The following is a 16,824-nucleotide window of genomic DNA, read 5'->3' on the forward strand; positions in this document are numbered from 1 at the left end:
AAACAAGATTTTTATGAAGCAATATTTATTTATTCTCCTTGTATTTGCAGCTTTTATTGGATCAGCTCAGGATTTGCCTAGCGAACCTGCAAATGGGTTTGCTTTTCCGATAGGATCAAAATTTACTATAAAATTGATTCCAATTGATTCTGTTAAGTTTAATTTCTCTATTATAAAGTTTGAGCCATTTACAGAAATTATTGACACTTGGGAAAATGACAAATTGTTTGCTGAAAATGGAGAAAATGATACGATTGATTTTTATTTCTGTTTAGCAACAAATGGGAAAACAGAAGATGAAAAGCAAAAGAATATGAAAGTAGTTTTGCTCCTAAAAAACCGATCTAAATATTCTATGAGTTACGATTCGGATATTCAAAGAAAAGAAGACGGAGAATATGAAAAAACCTCAAATATGGGAACATTTAAAGGAGCAAAAGGAACCGAAATGTGGCCTTATATGATACATTCTATCGGGTTGAATAACTTTGAAAAGAAATAAGTAGTTAATCACGAAATATTCGTATTAAAAGCAATCTCTTTTATTTATTTCAAGTCAATTTTTAACTGCATCTCATTTTTCAGATATAACAATACTTCGGCATTTCCCATAGCATCATCAACAGGGTGATGTGTATGCACGGTTTTTCGAAGATGTTTCCATTGGGCAAAAGTATCATTTACCAGACCGCAATATAAATCACCGATTCTTCGGGAGGAATAACCAAAAGGATTTCTGTTTAGAAAATGGTGAAAATACCAGCAGATAAACATCCAGTCAAAGCCATTATTATCACTAATAAATATAGGTCTTCCTTTTGAGTTTTCTTTTATCCATTCTTCAAAATTGAGCATTACTTCTTTTGGATCATCAAAACCTAAAGTGGTTTCTCTGTCAAAACCTGAAATGGACAAAGCTACCGGATCAAACTGATCAGAAATAGGCTTTAATTGTCCGTAAAATGTTTTATCCAGTTTTTCATTTACAAGAACAGCTCCAAAAGAGATCATGGAATAGTCCCCGGGAATTGGTCCGTCTGATTCTATATCTACAACTATATAACTCATTTTAATGTATGGCTTAATGTTTTCAACAAACTTAAGCTATAAATGAAGAACTAACCTAAAAAACTTTTACAAAACTTAATCCATACTGCTGTCCGTTGTAAAAAGGCGCAACCATAGAAGTTGATTTAACTTCTGATGAAGACTTGAATAACTTTTTAGTGATATACGGATTGATCCAATACGCAATTTTGGTACTCAAAATTCCTATTCCGGCTCCGGCAGCGACATCGGTAAGCCAATGACGGTTGTTGTAAATTCTAAATAATCCCGTTCCTGTAGCAACGGCATAACCCGCAATTCCATACCAAATAGATTTGTCTTTATATTCCTGATATAAAAATTCGGCTCCGGCAAAAGCTGTGGCAGTATGTCCGGAAGGAAAGGAGTTGTTTGAACTTCCATCAGGCCTTTCTACGTGTGAAATCGATTTTAATCCTAAAACCGTTGTTGCCATAATTGCATACGAAGTCACAAATATTACCGAACGGTCCCGCATATTATTCTTGCCTTTTATGCCAAATGCATTCAATGCATAAACAGATGCTGCAGGGGCGTACTGAGAGAAGTCATCAATGGTAACTTTCTCGTCGATGTCTTCCGTAACTTCAGCCTTAATTTGGTGATTAAAACTCAAAAGCTGATCGCTTTCTAAACCAATCACGCCATAACCAATTAAAACCGACGGAATAATCAATTGTTTGTAATTGAATTTTAGTTGGTGTGAAGTACTGTCAATTTTTGTGATCGAATCGTTTTGTTGTGCATTTGCAGAAAATAATCCGAATAGAAATACCAGAGAAACCGCTTTGTGGAACATTGTTTTTGTCGTTTATATTTTGCAATAGTAACGAATGTTCCAAGCCCGTATTTTGGTCTTAATTGAACCTTAAGCGAACTTTAATCTGTTGGTTTTAAATAGGGTAATTGGATTAAGATTGTCTAAATAAAAGCCTTACTTTATTTTCCTTTTTTTTGGATTTTGCTGATTGTCCCAAAAAGACAATATTTCTATCTGATCATTATTAATTTCATAAAAAATCAAATAGATTTTCATAGGGATAACACGGGTGACTTTATTCGATGTAAGCCTTCCTATAAATTCATTGTTGGAAAGAGTTTCCAATAAGTCTTCAACTTCTTCAAGAATTTTTAAACTGTAGTCTGAATTTCCATTTCTAAGAACATAGAATTCAAGAATATTGGAAAATTCAAGTTTGGCAAGATCAGACCAGATTATTTCTTTTTTAGCCATTCTCTCATCTCTGAAATTACATCTTCATTTTTATGAAACTCGCCATTTTTTATTTGACTTCTGCTTGTTTCGATAGAAGATTGCTGTTCAAGATTTAATTCATATAAAGATTGTTCAGAAGAATCAAAAATAGTTTGAAGTGCTTTTAAAAAGTTCATGTCTTTAGAATCTCTAATTCTGGAGATTAAATTTTCTTTTATTTGCGCTGTCATATCCATATCAGATTCTTTTAATGCTCAAAATTAAAGATTTATTTTCAAAATACTGTTAAATCATTTATACTTTTAACGAAAACCAAAATGTACTTCCCAATCCCAAATTACTCTCAACCCCAACATTTCCATTCTGAGCTTCAATAAATTCCTTGCTTATCGCTAACCCCAATCCCGTTCCGGATTTTTGGCTCCCTGGAACCTGAAAATATTTATCAAAAACACGGTCTTTGTATCGGGTATCAATTCCTTTTCCAGTATCGATAACCTGAAATACGATTTGATTATTTTCTTTTTTCAGTTTAATATGAATTGTACTTTTTTCAGAAGAATACCGAATCGCATTTGATAAATAATTAATTAAAACCCAACCTGTTTTTTCGCTGTCGGCTTTTACTTCGTTTAGGTTTTCATCGGCATCAACAATTAACTGAATCTGTTTTTGATCGGCTTGAACTTTTACCGCTTCAACGGCATAATTTACGATTTGATGCGGATTGCTTTTCTCGATATTCAACTGAATATTTCCAGTTTCCAATTGTGATAAATTCAGTAATTCGCCTGTAATCTTCAACAATCGCTGACTGTCATCTTTGATACTTTCAACCAATTGTTTCTGATCGTCATTCATATCGCCGGTTTTGGCATTTTGAAGCAATTGAAGACTTAACTTTATAGAAGCAATTGGCGTTTTTAATTCGTGTGAAACGGTGGCAATAAAATTGGTTTTGGCAAAATCCAATTCCTTAAAAAGCGTAATATTTCGCAGAATAATGACATCGCCAATATTGATTTCTTTTTCTTCTCCAGTTGGAACTATCGTAATATTGAGAATTTCTTTTTCGAAATAACTTTCTTTTCCGTGGGCGAAAATCTTTAAAGGCTGTTTTTTAGGAGCATCTGAAGCTTCTTTTAAAATCAGAGAACGAATCAAATCATTCGATAAAGCCAGTTCCGAAGCCGATTTTCCAATAACCTCTTCCAGCTTCAAACCAATAATTTTCAAAGCTTCATCATTGGCAAACAAAATAATTCCCTCATTATCCAAACCAATAATTGGATCATTCATATTGTTGATAAGCGTTTCAAGTCGTTTCTTTTCAAAAAAGAGTTTGTACAAATTACTGTCGTTATATTCCTGAAGTTTCTGCGCCATCGTATTGAACGATTTTGCCAGATCTCCAAATTCGCTGTGACTCGTAAAATGAACTCTTTCAGAATAATTTTTATTCGCAATTTCCTTAATACTAAGCGTTAGTTCCTTAATAGGATTCGCAATATTATTCGGAAGATTAACCAGCAGATTAAAAGCTATCAAAAAACATAAACTTCCCACAATGGCAATCCATAAATTGGCATTTTCGGCAGTAAGTTTGGCAATATCGCTTTTCTGTTTTATGGCATCGAGATTCAGCTTCATAATAGCAAAAATATCTTGTCTGATTTGTGCTTTTAAAGCATCATTAGAACCATTTTTTTCTAAGAGAGCGAAGTTTTTTTCAAGATTCGCTGTAGCTTCTTTCTCTCCTGGTTCGGTAACATTTTGCGTTTGTTTTTCAAGATATTCCTTGAAAACATGAATCTTACTATTAGGACTGGCTTTAATTTCGTCCAAAGACAAAATCATATTTCGGGAATATTCCAGCGTATTATAATTGGCTTTCAGAATATTCTCTGTATCTGCTTTGATCAAAAAAACAGAATATCCACTAACCAGCGAAAGTATAATGATCATTAAAAATAACAATCCAACACCCAGATTCAATTTGGTTTTAATTCTCATTTTATAAAACATTTAGTTTTTTGAAACCATATAAGTGATATAAGGAAATATTCGTTTTTTAACCGTAAAGGCGCAAAGTTTTTACGAAAAGTTCGCTAGAGTTTTTGCTCGCAAAGTCGTAAGGACACAAAGTTTTTTAATTTTATCTTTGTGTGCTTTGCGTAAACCTTTGCGCCTTTGCGGTTAATACTTCAACGTCCCGTATTAAATGAACTTATATTACTTATATGGTTTAATATTTTTCATGATAGGATAACAAGATCAACATTTGACAAAGACAATTTGTTCAGCAAACGCCTGAAAATTGTTGTAGACAAAATTACTTTAAACAAATTAAAATGCGGTTTCCCGATGCATACCGTTGTAATTTGTTTTTCTTCTACCGTTTTCAAAATAGCATCTGTAATATTTGAATTTTCTAGTTTAATAACTTCCGCACCCAATTGCACCGCGAGTTTAAAGTTATTAATTAAATGTCTTTGTTTGTCAAGTGCAATTCGGTTACTGCTTTCTTTTGGCGTTTCGACATATAAAACATACCATGAACCATTATAATAGCTTGCCAAACGTGCCGATTTCCGAATTATAATTTTAGCCGTTTTTTCGTTACTGCTAATACACGCCAGCAATTTTTCATGCCGTAAAGCATGAAGATTCGGGACTTCATTTTCTACTTTCCGAACTACCTGACTCGCCACTTCTTTTAAAGCCAATTCACGCAATTGCAGAATTTGTTCCGATTTAAAAAAGTTCGCCAAAGCAGTCTGAATTTTATCTGGCGTATAAATTTTTCCTTCTTTCAAACGCGCAATCAAATCTTCAGAAGTCAAATCGATATTTACGACTTCATCCGCCAATCGCAAAACATTGTCAGGAATACGTTCCTGAACATCAATGTTTGTAATCCGTTTTACATCTTCATTTAAACTTTCAATGTGCTGAATATTAACCGCTGAAATTACATTAATTCCAGCTTCCAAAATTTCTAAAACATCTTGCCAACGTTTTTCGTTTTTGCTTCCTTCGACATTGGTGTGTGCCAATTCATCTACAATAACAACTTCTGGTCTAAGGTTAATAATCGCCTGAACATCGAGTTCTTCCAGTTCTTTTCCTTTATAAAAAATAGTCCGCCTCGGAATAATCGGAAGACCAGCCAGCAGTTCATGCGTTTCCTTCCGCATATGCGTTTCGATATAGCCGATTTTCACATCGATTCCGTTTTTCAATAACGAATGCGCTTCCTGAAGCATACGAAAAGTCTTGCCCACACCGGCGCTCATTCCAATGTAGATTTTAAACTTTCCTTTCCGTGATTTCTGAATCAAATCCAGAAAATGCTGTGCGTTGTTTTCGTTTTCCATGTTTTTTTGTTTTGCCACAAAGGCGCTAAGTTTTTTTATAAACGAACCATTAAGATATTAAGTTAATTAAGATTTGAACTTAATGAAGCTTCCAAAGAGAAAATTAAGCCCAGTACTTAATTAACTTAATATCTTAATGGTAAAAATTAAAAACTAATCGCCAGCGAAGTCGTTACAAACGTATTTGTGTCCGTTGGCTGATTGTTTTGGGTAAAAATTTCATCCTTGCTTGACAGATTTCTCGCTTCAATTCTAAACATTACATTATCAGTAACTAAGTAATCAAAGTTAGCTGAAAAACCATAAGTTTTAAATCCGTTTGGCGTTTCTGTTGCGATGATTACACCTTTTTCGTCGCTGTAATATTCACCTCTTGCCGATAACTGAATCTTATCTATCGGTTTGTATTGCAGAATCACAACAGGCGAAAACCAAACATCATATTTATCGCTTCCTTTAGCCGATTGTTGTGAACCAATATCAAAACCAGTCGTTAAGTTTACTTTTTCAGCCACTTTAAATTGTCCGTAAAAGTTATTGAAATAACGCCATTTTTTATCAATATCCGGCTGTTCATTTCCAACATAAGTACTCCAGTTTAATGTCACATTATGAGATGGTTTAAACGTAACCTGAGTTCCGAAAGCCGGCGTTTGATTGCCTTCCACTTTTTCAATTCTTTGCCAGCCATTCAAATACATTCCAGCCAAATACCATTTTCCAGATTCAGACGTATAACCAATTTTCACTCCCGCTTCATAATAAGGAGAATTCTCCGCCAGAATGCTTCGGGTTAAGTTGGCGCAGTCTTTCCCAATTGCACTTTCAAAACCAATGTGTGAAGGAATAATTCCCGCATCAATCCATAAATTATGGTTTTTCGAAATTTTAACGCCAACATTAGCTTCATAAACATTTTGCAATAAACCCTGTTCAGCCGACATATTATACTGCGGATAAGTTCCTGCCATCAAAGCAAAATTTCCACGGACATTTTCTGTTGCGTAATTCACTTTTGCCATTCCCAAATTCAGGTTGACTTCATTACTTTTATTATAACTGTAAAAAAATTCTGGCCGTGTATGATTTTCCGGTTTCCCGAAATCATAACTGTAATAAGCGTCTACATATCCCGAAAATGTCAATGGACTTTTGGATTCTTCTTGTGCATGTAAATTGCTAAAACCAAAAGCGATTAAAGCTGTAAGTATTATTTTTTTCATTTTTGTGGTATTCAATTATTTATTTAGTAGATTTTTTAGGAGCTAATCCCGCTATCCGTTTCAATCTTTTGCTTTTTAAAGAAAAAAGCAAAAGGATTTCCACTACTATCGGGGCTATGACATTTGGGGTAAAAAGGTGTTTTGTCTTCCTGCAAGGTTTTTAAAACCTTGTAGGTATTTAATTTTAAAGTTTAGTTTTTATCGTTTAGTTTGTCATTTCGACGTAAGGAGAAATCTTCGCAAGTAGCTCCACAAAGAATATCAATCTGTGTCGATTTAGCAACGAGGATTTCTCCTTACGTCGAAATGACAAATAATATGTATTACTTCATGATAATACTTGATGCATATTCATACCTACAAGGTTTTGAAAACCTTGCAGGAGAAAAACTTAGTCCCGATAGCTATCGGGACAGAATCTTAGAACCTTAGCATCTTTAGCGAAGCGCATCCAAAGCCACATTCAATTCCAAAACATTAACCGTTTCAGGTCCAACAACAGCAGTATTAATTTTAGATTCTACCAAAGCTTTTACTTTAGCTTCATCTAGTTTTCTTTCTTTAGCAATTCGTTTTACCTGCATTAAAGCACCTTGAGGAGAAATATTCGGATCCAAGCCACTTCCTGAAGCTGTTACCATATCTGAAGGAATATCAGATTTTTTCAAGTATGGATGCACTAGTAAAAGCGTATCAATTCTTTTTTGAACTAAAGCCAGATAATCAGCATTGCTTGGGCCTTTGTTGCTTCCTGCACTTCCGGAAGCGTTATAATCAACAGCCGAAGGTCTTCCCCAGAAATAATTTGATTTATCGAACTTTTGTCCGATTTTTTGATAACCGACAACTTTGCCGTTAACGGTGATAGTTTCTCCTTTTCCCTGATTTGGAGCTAGCTGACCTATCCCGTAAATGGCTAAAGGGTAGATGACAATGAATAGAAGCAAAAGAGCAACTGTAAGTTTTATGAGTGAGAATATATTTTTCATTTCTTTTATTTTTAGAGGTTCTAAGGGACTAAGGTTCTGAGGACTAAGAAATCTTAGCACCTTAGTGTCTCAGAACCTTAGCACCTTTTTTTTACATAAATAGAGCAACAATCAAATCAATAATTTTAATTCCGATAAATGGAACAATAATTCCTCCTAAACCATAAATTAAAAGGTTTCTTTTAAGAATCGCACTTGCTCCAATTGGTCGGTAATCAACACCTTTCAGTGCAAGCGGAATCAAGATCGGAATGATAATCGCATTAAAAATAACAGCCGATAAAATCGCACTTTCAGGACTGTGCAAATGCATAATATTTAAACCTTGAAGCGCTGGAATTGCTGTAATAAACAAGGCAGGAACGATAGCGAAATATTTAGCAACGTCATTAGCAATTGAGAACGTAGTCAAAGTTCCACGAGTCATTAAAAGCTGTTTTCCAATTTCAACAATCTCGATTAGTTTCGTTGGGTCATTGTCAAGGTCGACCATGTTTCCGGCTTCTTTAGCGGCTTGAGTTCCACTGTTCATGGCAACACCTACGTTGGCTTGCGCAAGGGCAGGAGCATCATTTGTTCCGTCACCCATCATCGCAACTAGACGTCCTTCGGCTTGTTCTTTTCGGATGTAATTCATTTTATCTTCTGGTTTTGCTTCAGCGATAAAATCATCAACACCAGCTTTTTCGGCAATAAATTTAGCTGTCAGTGGATTATCACCTGTAACCATAACCGTTTTGATTCCCATTCGGCGTAAACGTTCAAAACGTTCTTTCATTCCGGTTTTGATAATATCCTGAAGTTCAATAACACCTTGAATTTCGTTGTCTTTGATAACTACTAAAGGTGTTCCTCCGTTAGATGAAATCGCTACAACTTGATCAGCTGTATCTTTAGGAAAAGTATTTCCGGCTTGTTCTGCAATTTTTCTGGCAGCGTCCTGAGCTCCTTTTCTGATGTTTGTTCCGTCTTTTAAAATAACACCAGAAGTTCTGGTTTCGGCAGTAAATTTGATGGTGTGTGATATTTCAGAAGTGTTTTTTAAATTACTTGCTTTTGATTCACTTTTCACATCAATAGCTTCACTTAATTCCAAAATACTTTTCCCTTCAGGCGTATCATCGGCAAGCGAACTCAAAACAGCCGATTTCACAAAATCATCAAAAGAAATTCCTTTTGTTGGATAAAAATTAGTCGCTTTTCTGTTTCCAATTGTAATGGTTCCAGTTTTATCTAAAAGCAATACATCAATATCTCCAGCAGTTTCAACCGCTTTACCAGATTTAGTGATTACGTTGGCGCGCAAAGCTCTGTCCATACCTGCGATACCAATAGCAGAAAGTAAACCTCCAATTGTAGTTGGAATTAAACAGACAAAAAGAGAAATAAAAGCTGCAATAGTAATAGGAGCATTAGCATAATCAGCAAAAGGTTTTAAGGTTACGCAGACAATGATGAAGATTAAAGTAAAAGCAGCTAATAAAATTGTCAAAGCAATTTCGTTTGGTGTTTTCTGACGGCTTGCCCCTTCAACCAAAGCAATCATTTTGTCTAAGAAGCTTTCGCCAGGTTCAGAAGTCACTTGTACTTTAATTTTATCAGACAGTACTTTTGTTCCTCCTGTAACCGAAGATTTGTCACCGCCCGCTTCGCGAATTACTGGAGCACTTTCTCCTGTAATAGCACTTTCGTCGATGGTAGCAAGACCTTCGATAATTTCTCCGTCGGCTGCAATTAAATCACCGGCTTCACAGATAAAAATATCATCTTTTTTTAATGCTGAAGAACTTACGTTTTTAATTTCTCCATTTGGCAGAATCTGTCTTGCTGGAGTTTCTTCACGTGTTTTTCTTAAACTGTCTGCTTGTGCTTTTCCTCGGGCTTCGGCAATAGCTTCGGCGAAATTTCCAAACAAAAGAGTAGCGAACAAAATTAAGAATACAATTATATTATAAGCCAGACTTCCCTGATCGGTTGCGCCCATTAAGATTGAAATGCAGACTGCAAACATAATGGCAGTTCCAATTTCTACGGTAAACATTACCGGATTTTTGATCATCAATTTTGGATTCAGTTTCACAAAAGACTGCACAAATGCTTCTTTTACCTGCTGACTTTCAAATAATGATGTGGATTTATTAGTTGTCATTTTCTTGTAAAAAGTTAAATGTTATTTGTTAGATGTTATGCGTTTAAACAATATTGACATAGTATGGAAACATAGCCAATGGTTTCAACCATTGGGACGCCACGTATATCACATTCGGTATCTCCACAATACGTTTCCCGTGGTTGAAACCACGGGCTATATTTAAAATAGGAATGAACAATTTGTTATTTCAACTATGTGTTAGAAACTAGTTTCTTTTTATTCATCTTTTTTAGGAAAAGAAAAAACTATGTTTCTATGTGTTTAAAATAATTTAAGCATTGAAAAATGATTTATTATTTCAGTGTAAAATACTCCGCCAATGGTCCAAGTGCCAATGCAGGAAAGAATGATAAAGCCGCAATAATAGCAATCACAGCAAAAGTCATAATTCCGAAAATAGTAGTATCCGTTTTAAGAGTTCCGGCGCTTTCAGGAATGTATTTTTTATTGGCTAGTAAACCCGCAATTGCAAGAGGTCCAATGATTGGAATGAAACGGCTTAACAGTAAAACAATTCCAGTTGTGATATTCCAAAACGGATTATTATCGCCTAAACCTTCAAAACCAGAACCGTTATTGGCAGCACTTGAAGTATATTCATATAACATTTCCGAGAAACCATGATTTCCAGAATTGTTCAACCAGCCAGTGGCATTTCCGCTGAACCAATAACCCATCGCAGTATCATGTGCGGCAAAATAAGAAGCTAAAGCAGTTCCAGCTAAAATCAATAATGGGTGGATGATCGCGATAAAAGCAGCAATCTTAACTTCCCGAGCTTCGATTTTCTTTCCTAAAAATTCGGGAGTTCGTCCGACCATTAAACCAGAAATAAATACAGCCAGAATAATAAAGATGTAAAAGTTGAGGTAACCCACACCACATCCGCCGTAAAATGCATTTACCATCATGGCTAATAACTGCATTGCTCCAGAAACGGGCATCGAACTATCGTGCATACTGTTTACAGAACCTGTAGAAATTACAGTTGTAGCAATGCTCCAGAAACCTGAAATGGCTGGACCAAAACGAACTTCTTTTCCTTCCATCGCTCCGGTTGTCTGTGCGATTCCCATTTTTGCAATAGCAGGATTTCCGTTGATTTCACTTGAGATTGTCGGAATTACCAAGAGTAAAAATCCAACAGTCATAACACCGAAGATGATATAGGATAACTTTCTTTTGTTTAAGAAAAATCCAAGGGCAAAAATCATCGCAAACGGAATAATCATTTGTGCCCAAAGTTCAACCGCATTAGTAAAATAAGTTGGGTTTTCTAATGGATGTGCTGAGTTAGCGCCGAAGAACCCGCCTCCGTTTGTACCAATATGTTTAATCGCAATAAAGGCAGCAGCAGGCCCGCGAGAAATTTCAACATTCTCGCCTTGTAAAGTTGTGATAGTATCTTTCCCCTCAAAAGTCATAGGTGTTCCACTGAAAACTAAAACAATAGCTACGATTGCTGAAAGTGGCAATAAAATACGTGTACAGCTTTTAACGAAATAGTTGTAAAAATTCCCCAGTTTGTCTGTGGTTCTTTCTCTCATTGCAGTAAAAACCATTACCGCAGCAGCGATTCCGACACCAGCCGAAACGAATTGCAAGAACATTAAAACCATTTGAGACAAATAAGAAACACCGCTTTCGCCTGAATAATGCTGTAAATCGCAATTGACTAAAAACGAAATAGCAGTATTAAAAGCCAAATCGGGTGTCATGGATGGATTATTATCTGGATTTAATGGTAAAGAACCCTGAAACAGTAAAACAAAGAAGCAGAGAAAGAACCAAAGCATATTGATGCTTAAAAGTGCTTTTAGGTGTTGTTTCCAGTTCATTTCTTCAGCTGGATTAATACCGCTGATTTTAAAAATAAATTTTTCAATTGGATTGAAAATTGGGTCAAGAAGTGTTTTATTTCCCAGGAAAACTTTAGCAATATATTTTCCTAACGGTATGGCTAAAATAACAGTGAGGATAAAAATACCTATGACGCCTATTAATTCTGTATTCATAATTTTGAGATTATTTTTTAGATTTTGATGTGATTTGTAAAATGGAACAAGCAAGGAATAAACTTTTAACCCTTAACTTATAACTCCTAACTTTTCACATTAGAATTTTTCAGGTTTGATTAATACATAAACCAAATACACGAAAACGGCGATTGAAATAATAAAGAGTGCTGTCATGATTTAGATTTTTTCAAAGAATTCAACTGATAAAAAACAAATCGCAAACAGTAAAACTGCCAAAGCGAGAAGAAGAATGGTAATCATAATTATTTTTAGATTTAAGATTTTAGTCCCGAAGCCTCGGGATAGATTTGTTTCGATTAAACAATTAAACAGTTAACCGATTAAACTTTCTAAACACCAGAGGTATTAACCTGTTTGATATATTCTGCTTTAAGTGTTTGTGGAAAAAGATGCGAGATATTGCAATGACGCATTTCCATAAAAGACGAAACCGAGAAAACATACACATTAGAAATGGCGTTTTTAGTTTCGATGCTTCCGGTGATAAATAACCGTTCGGCAAGGGCCAGGCATTTTTTAGCCCGAACGATATTTCCAGATATAATAGATTTTTTGGTTATCTCAGCAAACCGTTCGGCTTGTTTGTAGATTGAGGTTACTTGATTTTTCATTTGGAATGAATTTTTAATGTTCTCTCTCCTTATGCCAAAAGATGTTCCGAAAAAATGAAGATGTATGTAAGGTGTTGTAAATAAAAGGAATGAGTTTTTGTGCCAAAAATTAGCCATAAAAAAAGCCTATCAAAATGATAAGCTTTTATTGAAATGATAAGGTTGTTACGTTTCCTGCAAGGTTTCCAAAACCTTGTAGGTATTCTATTAAACGCAATATTTAAATTATTAAAAATCTAAACCTACAAGGTTTTGAAAACCTTGCAGGATTACGGCTGAATATTGTACTCCTCTAATTTTCTATACAAAGTCGCAATCCCAATTTCCAGCAATCTAGCCGTTTCCGCTTTATTGCCTTTCGTATAATTTAAAACTTTCTGAATGTGCAGTTTTTCAACACTCTGCATCGAGAAAGCCGACATTGGTTTCGAATTATTTTCCGATTGATGTTGCATTTCATAAGGCAGAACATCTGAAGTCAAAATATCGCCATTACTCAAAATAACCGATCTTTCGATAACGTTTTTAAGTTCACGAATATTTCCCGGCCAGGAATAATTTTCTAATTTCTGAAGAAAATCATCACCAATCTGCAAGGCTTTTTTATTCGTTTTTTCCGAAAATTGCTTCACGTAATAATTAGCCAAAAGCGGAATATCTTTCACTCTTTCTCGCAGAGAAGGCAATTTAATTTCGAAAATATTTAAACGGAAATACAAATCAGAACGGAAACGATGTTCGTCGCTTTCTGTTTTTAAATCACGATTTGTAGCTGCAATTAATCTGAAGTTTGATTTTTTTGGAGTCGTGTCACCAACGGGAATATATTCGCTGGTTTCTAAAACACGCAATAATTTAGCCTGAAGATCAATTGGCATTTCTCCAATTTCATCGAGAAATAAAGTTCCGCCATTCGCTTCTTCAATAAAACCTTTTTTATCTTTTAAAGCTCCGGTAAAAGCGCCTTGTTTATGACCGAAAAGTTCACTTTCTAAAATCTCTTTTGTGAAAGTACTGCAGTTTAGTGCCACAAAAGATTTTCCAACACGATTGCTGTTTTCATGAATGGCCTGTGCAAAAACTTCTTTTCCGGTTCCCGTTTCGCCAGTTAATAAAACAGTCGAATCGGTTTTAGCTACTTTTTGAGCCAAATCGATAACTTGTTCGATTCCTTTCGATTTTCCTATAATGGTAGAAAAAGAATATTTATCATTAATGCGTTTTTCTAACTGTTGCACTTTTTTCTGCAATTGTACTTTTTCTACAGCTTTATAAAGAAGCGGAATAATTTTATCGTTATCGTCGCCTTTTACAATATAATCGAAAGCGCCATTTTTCATTGCCTGAACGCCGTCGGGAATATTTCCGAAAGCGGTCAAAAGAATTACTTCAGCTAAAGGAAAATGGCTTTTTATGTTTTGAAGAAAATCTACGCCATTTCCGTCAGGCAGTTTTACATCACACAAAACAACATCAATTTCGGTTTGTTCCAGTTTTTTGAAACCCGATTTCAAATCTTTCGCTTCAAAAACTTCAAATCCTTCCGATTTTATAATTCGTGCCAGCAGACTTCTCAGTTTCTCTTCGTCGTCTATAATTAAAATTTTGTGTGTCATTTGCAGATAAGCTAAAACCGAATCGGTATTTGATGTACAAATTTAGCTTTAAATCGATTTCCTTTTTGGATTCAGCGGAAATTCTTGTGCAAATTCAATTTTCAGGATTGTTCCGTTATTATTTTCCATGGTCAAATTTCCGTCAATATCATCACTCAAACCTCTTATTAAACTCATTCCGAAAGAGTTTGTTTTTTTATCGCTGCCATTTGGATCAAACCCAATTCCGTTATCAGAAATCGTCAATTCATACAGATTTTCGTCTTTCGCTTCAAGCGTAATATAAATCATTCCGGTTTGGTCATTTGGAAAAGCATATTTAATAGAATTGGTAATCGCCTCGTTCAAAATCAATCCAAGCGGAACAGCCTGCGCCACATCTAATTCTAACGGATCGATTTTTACTTCAAAACGAATTCTCTGCCCAAGTGAAAAAGATTCACGCAAATATTCGACTAATTCTTTAATATAATTCGGCATATTAATAGTCGAAATATTCTCAGAATTATACAATTTCTGATGAATCAAAGACATCGAATGAATTCGGTGCTGACTGTTTTTAATTGCCGACAAAGCCATATCGTTTTCCAAATAAGCTGATTGTGAATTGAGAAGACTAATTACAGTCTGCAGATTATTTTTTACACGATGATGAATTTCTTTCAAAAGCCATTCTTTTTCGTCCAATAAATGTCTCAGGTTGGCGTTTGCTTTGCTGATTTCCTTTTCTTTTAATTCTAATTTGACATTATTTCGTTGTTTCAAACGATAACGATTGTACAATAATCCAATCGTAATGAGAAGCAAAACTAAACTCCATATTGAAACACTGTTCAACATTTTGGATTTCTTTAATGCAAGACCTTTTAAATTCGATTCCTGATTTAATAATTTGATTTCGTGTTCTTGATTTTGTGTTTCGTACTGAATTTTTAATTCTTCGATTTGTCTGTTTTTCGAAATACTATAAAGAGAATCACTTAACTTTTTAAATATTTTATAATTAGAAAGAGCAGAACGAAAATCACCTTTTAAAGAATCAATTCGATACAAAGCAGTCATCAAAGTTTGAGAGTTGTAATTTTTGTCGTATTTATTAGAAAGGGCTAAAACTTTATTAGTGTAATAAGTAGCTTTTTCAAGATTTTTTCTTCCTGCGTAGAAAGAGGCAATTGCAGAATAGCAATTGGCAACATCTCTAAAAGTTTCGGGAGAATCTAATTTGGAAGCATAAAAATCCATTTCTAGGAAATATTTTTCGGCTTTTACATAATTTTTTAATTCCCAATAACAGTTTCCAAGTGCAAAAGCAACCAACATTTGGTCAAAGGTATTTTTAGGCGGATACACTTTTATAATCGAATTGATATAAGTAATAGCTTCTTTATTTTGTCCTCGAATAGATAATGAAGCGGCAGAAGTTATAAAACTTTTATACCAGCTTCCGCTGTTTACAATATTGTCTTTACCGTATTCAATACTTTTCTGTGCCAGTTTCATTGCATCGTCAAAATGACCAATACCTAGATATACCATTGCCAAACGCATATAAAAGATATCTGCAAAAGTATAATCGTTTGTCTCTTCTATTCTGTTAACGCTTTTTTGTGCGTAATAAAGAGAATTTTTTAAATTGAACTGATTCGCTTCAATATAAGAAATAGTAGTTTCAGCATATTGCTGATGTTCAAAACCTATTTTTCGTAAATCAACTAAATTTTGATAGAGTCTTTTTTTGGCCTCATTTATTTTTCCTCCCCAAAAATAGATAGTAGTAATCTTCATGTAATTTTCGATTCTTTTTTCTTCTAGTTTTAAGGATGCATAAAGCGAAACGACTTCCTGAAGTATTTTTTCTTTTTCGGGATCCAGATTAAACAGGAGCGTTCCGTAAGCATCAAGAGCTTCAGCAAGATCTTTTTTGTCATTCTGTTTTCGGCATTCAGCTATGACTTCTAAAAATATTTTTTTGCCTTCTGTTTGATTATTGGCCTGATAATAATATTTGCCTAAAAGAATTAAACTCTGTTGCTTCCATTTTTTATTTTTAAGCTGATTGCTTGTGCGCAAAGCATCGTCAATATAAATTTTAGCATTTTGAAGATCTTCTAATTTTGTCCCAGTTTTAAAAAGATAAAAATTCGCTAATTGAAGCGATAATAAGATTCGATCTTCATTTTTTGTTTTTGGAAGTAGTTTTTTAACAGAATTAGTATCTTCTTTTTCAATTAAATCTTTTCCAATAATATACGAACCATTGTTAAAACCTTCATCGTATGCTAAAGAAACAGGAAGTTTATAAGCTTTACAAGCTAAAACTACCGAGCTGTCTACATCAATAGCGCCTTGGTTGGCATTAAACAAATACATAGAACAAGCTTGAATAAGTAATCTTTTTTTAGGAAGATTATATTTGGCAACAGTTGGAGATAATTGACCATGTGAAGAATAACTTACAAGCAAAATCAAATAGAAAATGATTCGTTTCATAACAGGTTATAAATTAGTTTTTTGG

At 34.5% G+C, this 16,824-nt stretch carries 15 protein-coding genes; 1 reads left to right on the forward strand and 14 read right to left on the reverse strand.

What is annotated here, in order from left to right; genetic code table 11:
- The first annotated feature begins 13 nt into the window (after positions 1-13).
- Complete coding sequence (locus ACODST_RS15410; RefSeq protein WP_488932991.1) at positions 14-502, forward strand: hypothetical protein; 489 nt, start codon at positions 14-16, stop codon at positions 500-502.
- Positions 503-546: 44 nt separating this feature from the next.
- Here the strand turns inward: ACODST_RS15410 and ACODST_RS15415 are convergent, their stop codons facing one another.
- The 14 genes from ACODST_RS15415 to ACODST_RS15480 form a co-directional block, all read right to left on the reverse strand.
- On the reverse strand, positions 547-1,068 hold the full coding sequence (locus ACODST_RS15415; RefSeq protein ID WP_488932992.1) for a 3'-5' exonuclease: 522 nt from the start codon (positions 1,066-1,068) through the stop codon (positions 547-549).
- A 55-nt stretch (positions 1,069-1,123) separates the two neighbouring features.
- Positions 1,124-1,885, reverse strand: coding sequence for a phosphatase PAP2 family protein (locus ACODST_RS15420; RefSeq protein WP_488932993.1), 762 nt, complete (start codon positions 1,883-1,885; stop codon positions 1,124-1,126).
- Between the two features lie 135 nt (positions 1,886-2,020).
- Positions 2,021-2,320 carry a type II toxin-antitoxin system RelE/ParE family toxin gene (locus tag ACODST_RS15425; protein WP_488932994.1) on the reverse strand — a complete coding sequence of 100 codons (300 nt, stop codon included), beginning with the start codon at positions 2,318-2,320 and terminating at the stop codon, positions 2,021-2,023.
- On the reverse strand, positions 2,302-2,538 hold the full coding sequence (locus ACODST_RS15430; RefSeq protein WP_263524557.1) for a hypothetical protein: 237 nt from the start codon (positions 2,536-2,538) through the stop codon (positions 2,302-2,304). Before ACODST_RS15430 ends, ACODST_RS15425 begins: the two co-directional genes overlap by 19 nt.
- Before the next feature lie 58 nt (positions 2,539-2,596).
- A complete protein-coding gene (locus ACODST_RS15435; RefSeq protein ID WP_488932995.1) occupies positions 2,597-4,315 on the reverse strand; it encodes a sensor histidine kinase in 1,719 nt (572 codons plus the stop codon).
- A gap of 242 nt (positions 4,316-4,557) precedes the next feature.
- The gene (locus ACODST_RS15440) at positions 4,558-5,679 is read right to left on the reverse strand and encodes a sensor protein KdpD (RefSeq protein ID WP_488932996.1); all 1,122 of its coding nucleotides are present in this window, start codon (positions 5,677-5,679) and stop codon (positions 4,558-4,560) included.
- A 146-nt stretch (positions 5,680-5,825) separates the two neighbouring features.
- Complete coding sequence (locus ACODST_RS15445) at positions 5,826-6,902, reverse strand: porin (protein WP_488932997.1); 1,077 nt, start codon at positions 6,900-6,902, stop codon at positions 5,826-5,828.
- A 437-nt stretch (positions 6,903-7,339) separates the two neighbouring features.
- Complete coding sequence (locus tag ACODST_RS15450; protein WP_488932998.1) at positions 7,340-7,891, reverse strand: K(+)-transporting ATPase subunit C; 552 nt, start codon at positions 7,889-7,891, stop codon at positions 7,340-7,342.
- A gap of 91 nt (positions 7,892-7,982) precedes the next feature.
- Complete coding sequence (gene kdpB / locus ACODST_RS15455; RefSeq protein ID WP_488932999.1) at positions 7,983-10,040, reverse strand: potassium-transporting ATPase subunit KdpB; 2,058 nt, start codon at positions 10,038-10,040, stop codon at positions 7,983-7,985.
- Between the two features lie 296 nt (positions 10,041-10,336).
- A complete protein-coding gene (kdpA, locus tag ACODST_RS15460) occupies positions 10,337-12,058 on the reverse strand; it encodes a potassium-transporting ATPase subunit KdpA (protein ID WP_488933000.1) in 1,722 nt (573 codons plus the stop codon).
- Between the two features lie 99 nt (positions 12,059-12,157).
- A complete protein-coding gene (gene kdpF, locus ACODST_RS15465) occupies positions 12,158-12,235 on the reverse strand; it encodes a K(+)-transporting ATPase subunit F (RefSeq protein ID WP_081909388.1) in 78 nt (25 codons plus the stop codon).
- Between the two features lie 176 nt (positions 12,236-12,411).
- Positions 12,412-12,693: a DUF7674 family protein gene (locus ACODST_RS15470; RefSeq protein WP_264552011.1), complete on the reverse strand. Its 282-nt coding sequence runs from the start codon at positions 12,691-12,693 to the stop codon at positions 12,412-12,414.
- 269 nt (positions 12,694-12,962) lie between these two features.
- The gene (locus ACODST_RS15475) at positions 12,963-14,309 is read right to left on the reverse strand and encodes a sigma-54-dependent transcriptional regulator (protein WP_488933001.1); all 1,347 of its coding nucleotides are present in this window, start codon (positions 14,307-14,309) and stop codon (positions 12,963-12,965) included.
- A 48-nt stretch (positions 14,310-14,357) separates the two neighbouring features.
- Entirely contained in the window at positions 14,358-16,799 is a 2,442-nt protein-coding gene (locus ACODST_RS15480) for a tetratricopeptide repeat-containing sensor histidine kinase (RefSeq protein WP_488933002.1), read from the reverse strand.
- Positions 16,800-16,824 lie beyond the last annotated feature (25 nt).

This window comes from Flavobacterium sp. FG19 (assembly GCF_057809475.1).

What these genes read in the sequence shown, in the direction of transcription:
- ACODST_RS15410 (WP_488932991.1), top strand. Translation starts at nt 14, where the DNA reads ATGAAGCAATATTTATTTATTCTCCTTGTATTTGCAGCTTTTATTGGA.
- ACODST_RS15415 (WP_488932992.1), bottom strand. Translation starts at nt 1,068, where the DNA reads ATGAGTTATATAGTTGTAGATATAGAATCAGACGGACCAATTCCCGGG.
- ACODST_RS15420 (WP_488932993.1), bottom strand. Translation starts at nt 1,885, where the DNA reads ATGTTCCACAAAGCGGTTTCTCTGGTATTTCTATTCGGATTATTTTCT.
- ACODST_RS15425 (WP_488932994.1), bottom strand. Translation starts at nt 2,320, where the DNA reads ATGGCTAAAAAAGAAATAATCTGGTCTGATCTTGCCAAACTTGAATTT.
- ACODST_RS15430 (WP_263524557.1), bottom strand. Translation starts at nt 2,538, where the DNA reads ATGGATATGACAGCGCAAATAAAAGAAAATTTAATCTCCAGAATTAGA.
- ACODST_RS15435 (WP_488932995.1), bottom strand. Translation starts at nt 4,315, where the DNA reads ATGAGAATTAAAACCAAATTGAATCTGGGTGTTGGATTGTTATTTTTA.
- ACODST_RS15440 (WP_488932996.1), bottom strand. Translation starts at nt 5,679, where the DNA reads ATGGAAAACGAAAACAACGCACAGCATTTTCTGGATTTGATTCAGAAA.
- ACODST_RS15445 (WP_488932997.1), bottom strand. Translation starts at nt 6,902, where the DNA reads ATGAAAAAAATAATACTTACAGCTTTAATCGCTTTTGGTTTTAGCAAT.
- ACODST_RS15450 (WP_488932998.1), bottom strand. Translation starts at nt 7,891, where the DNA reads ATGAAAAATATATTCTCACTCATAAAACTTACAGTTGCTCTTTTGCTT.
- kdpB (WP_488932999.1), bottom strand. Translation starts at nt 10,040, where the DNA reads ATGACAACTAATAAATCCACATCATTATTTGAAAGTCAGCAGGTAAAA.
- kdpA (WP_488933000.1), bottom strand. Translation starts at nt 12,058, where the DNA reads ATGAATACAGAATTAATAGGCGTCATAGGTATTTTTATCCTCACTGTT.
- kdpF (WP_081909388.1), bottom strand. Translation starts at nt 12,235, where the DNA reads ATGACAGCACTCTTTATTATTTCAATCGCCGTTTTCGTGTATTTGGTT.
- ACODST_RS15470 (WP_264552011.1), bottom strand. Translation starts at nt 12,693, where the DNA reads ATGAAAAATCAAGTAACCTCAATCTACAAACAAGCCGAACGGTTTGCT.
- ACODST_RS15475 (WP_488933001.1), bottom strand. Translation starts at nt 14,309, where the DNA reads ATGACACACAAAATTTTAATTATAGACGACGAAGAGAAACTGAGAAGT.
- ACODST_RS15480 (WP_488933002.1), bottom strand. Translation starts at nt 16,799, where the DNA reads ATGAAACGAATCATTTTCTATTTGATTTTGCTTGTAAGTTATTCTTCA.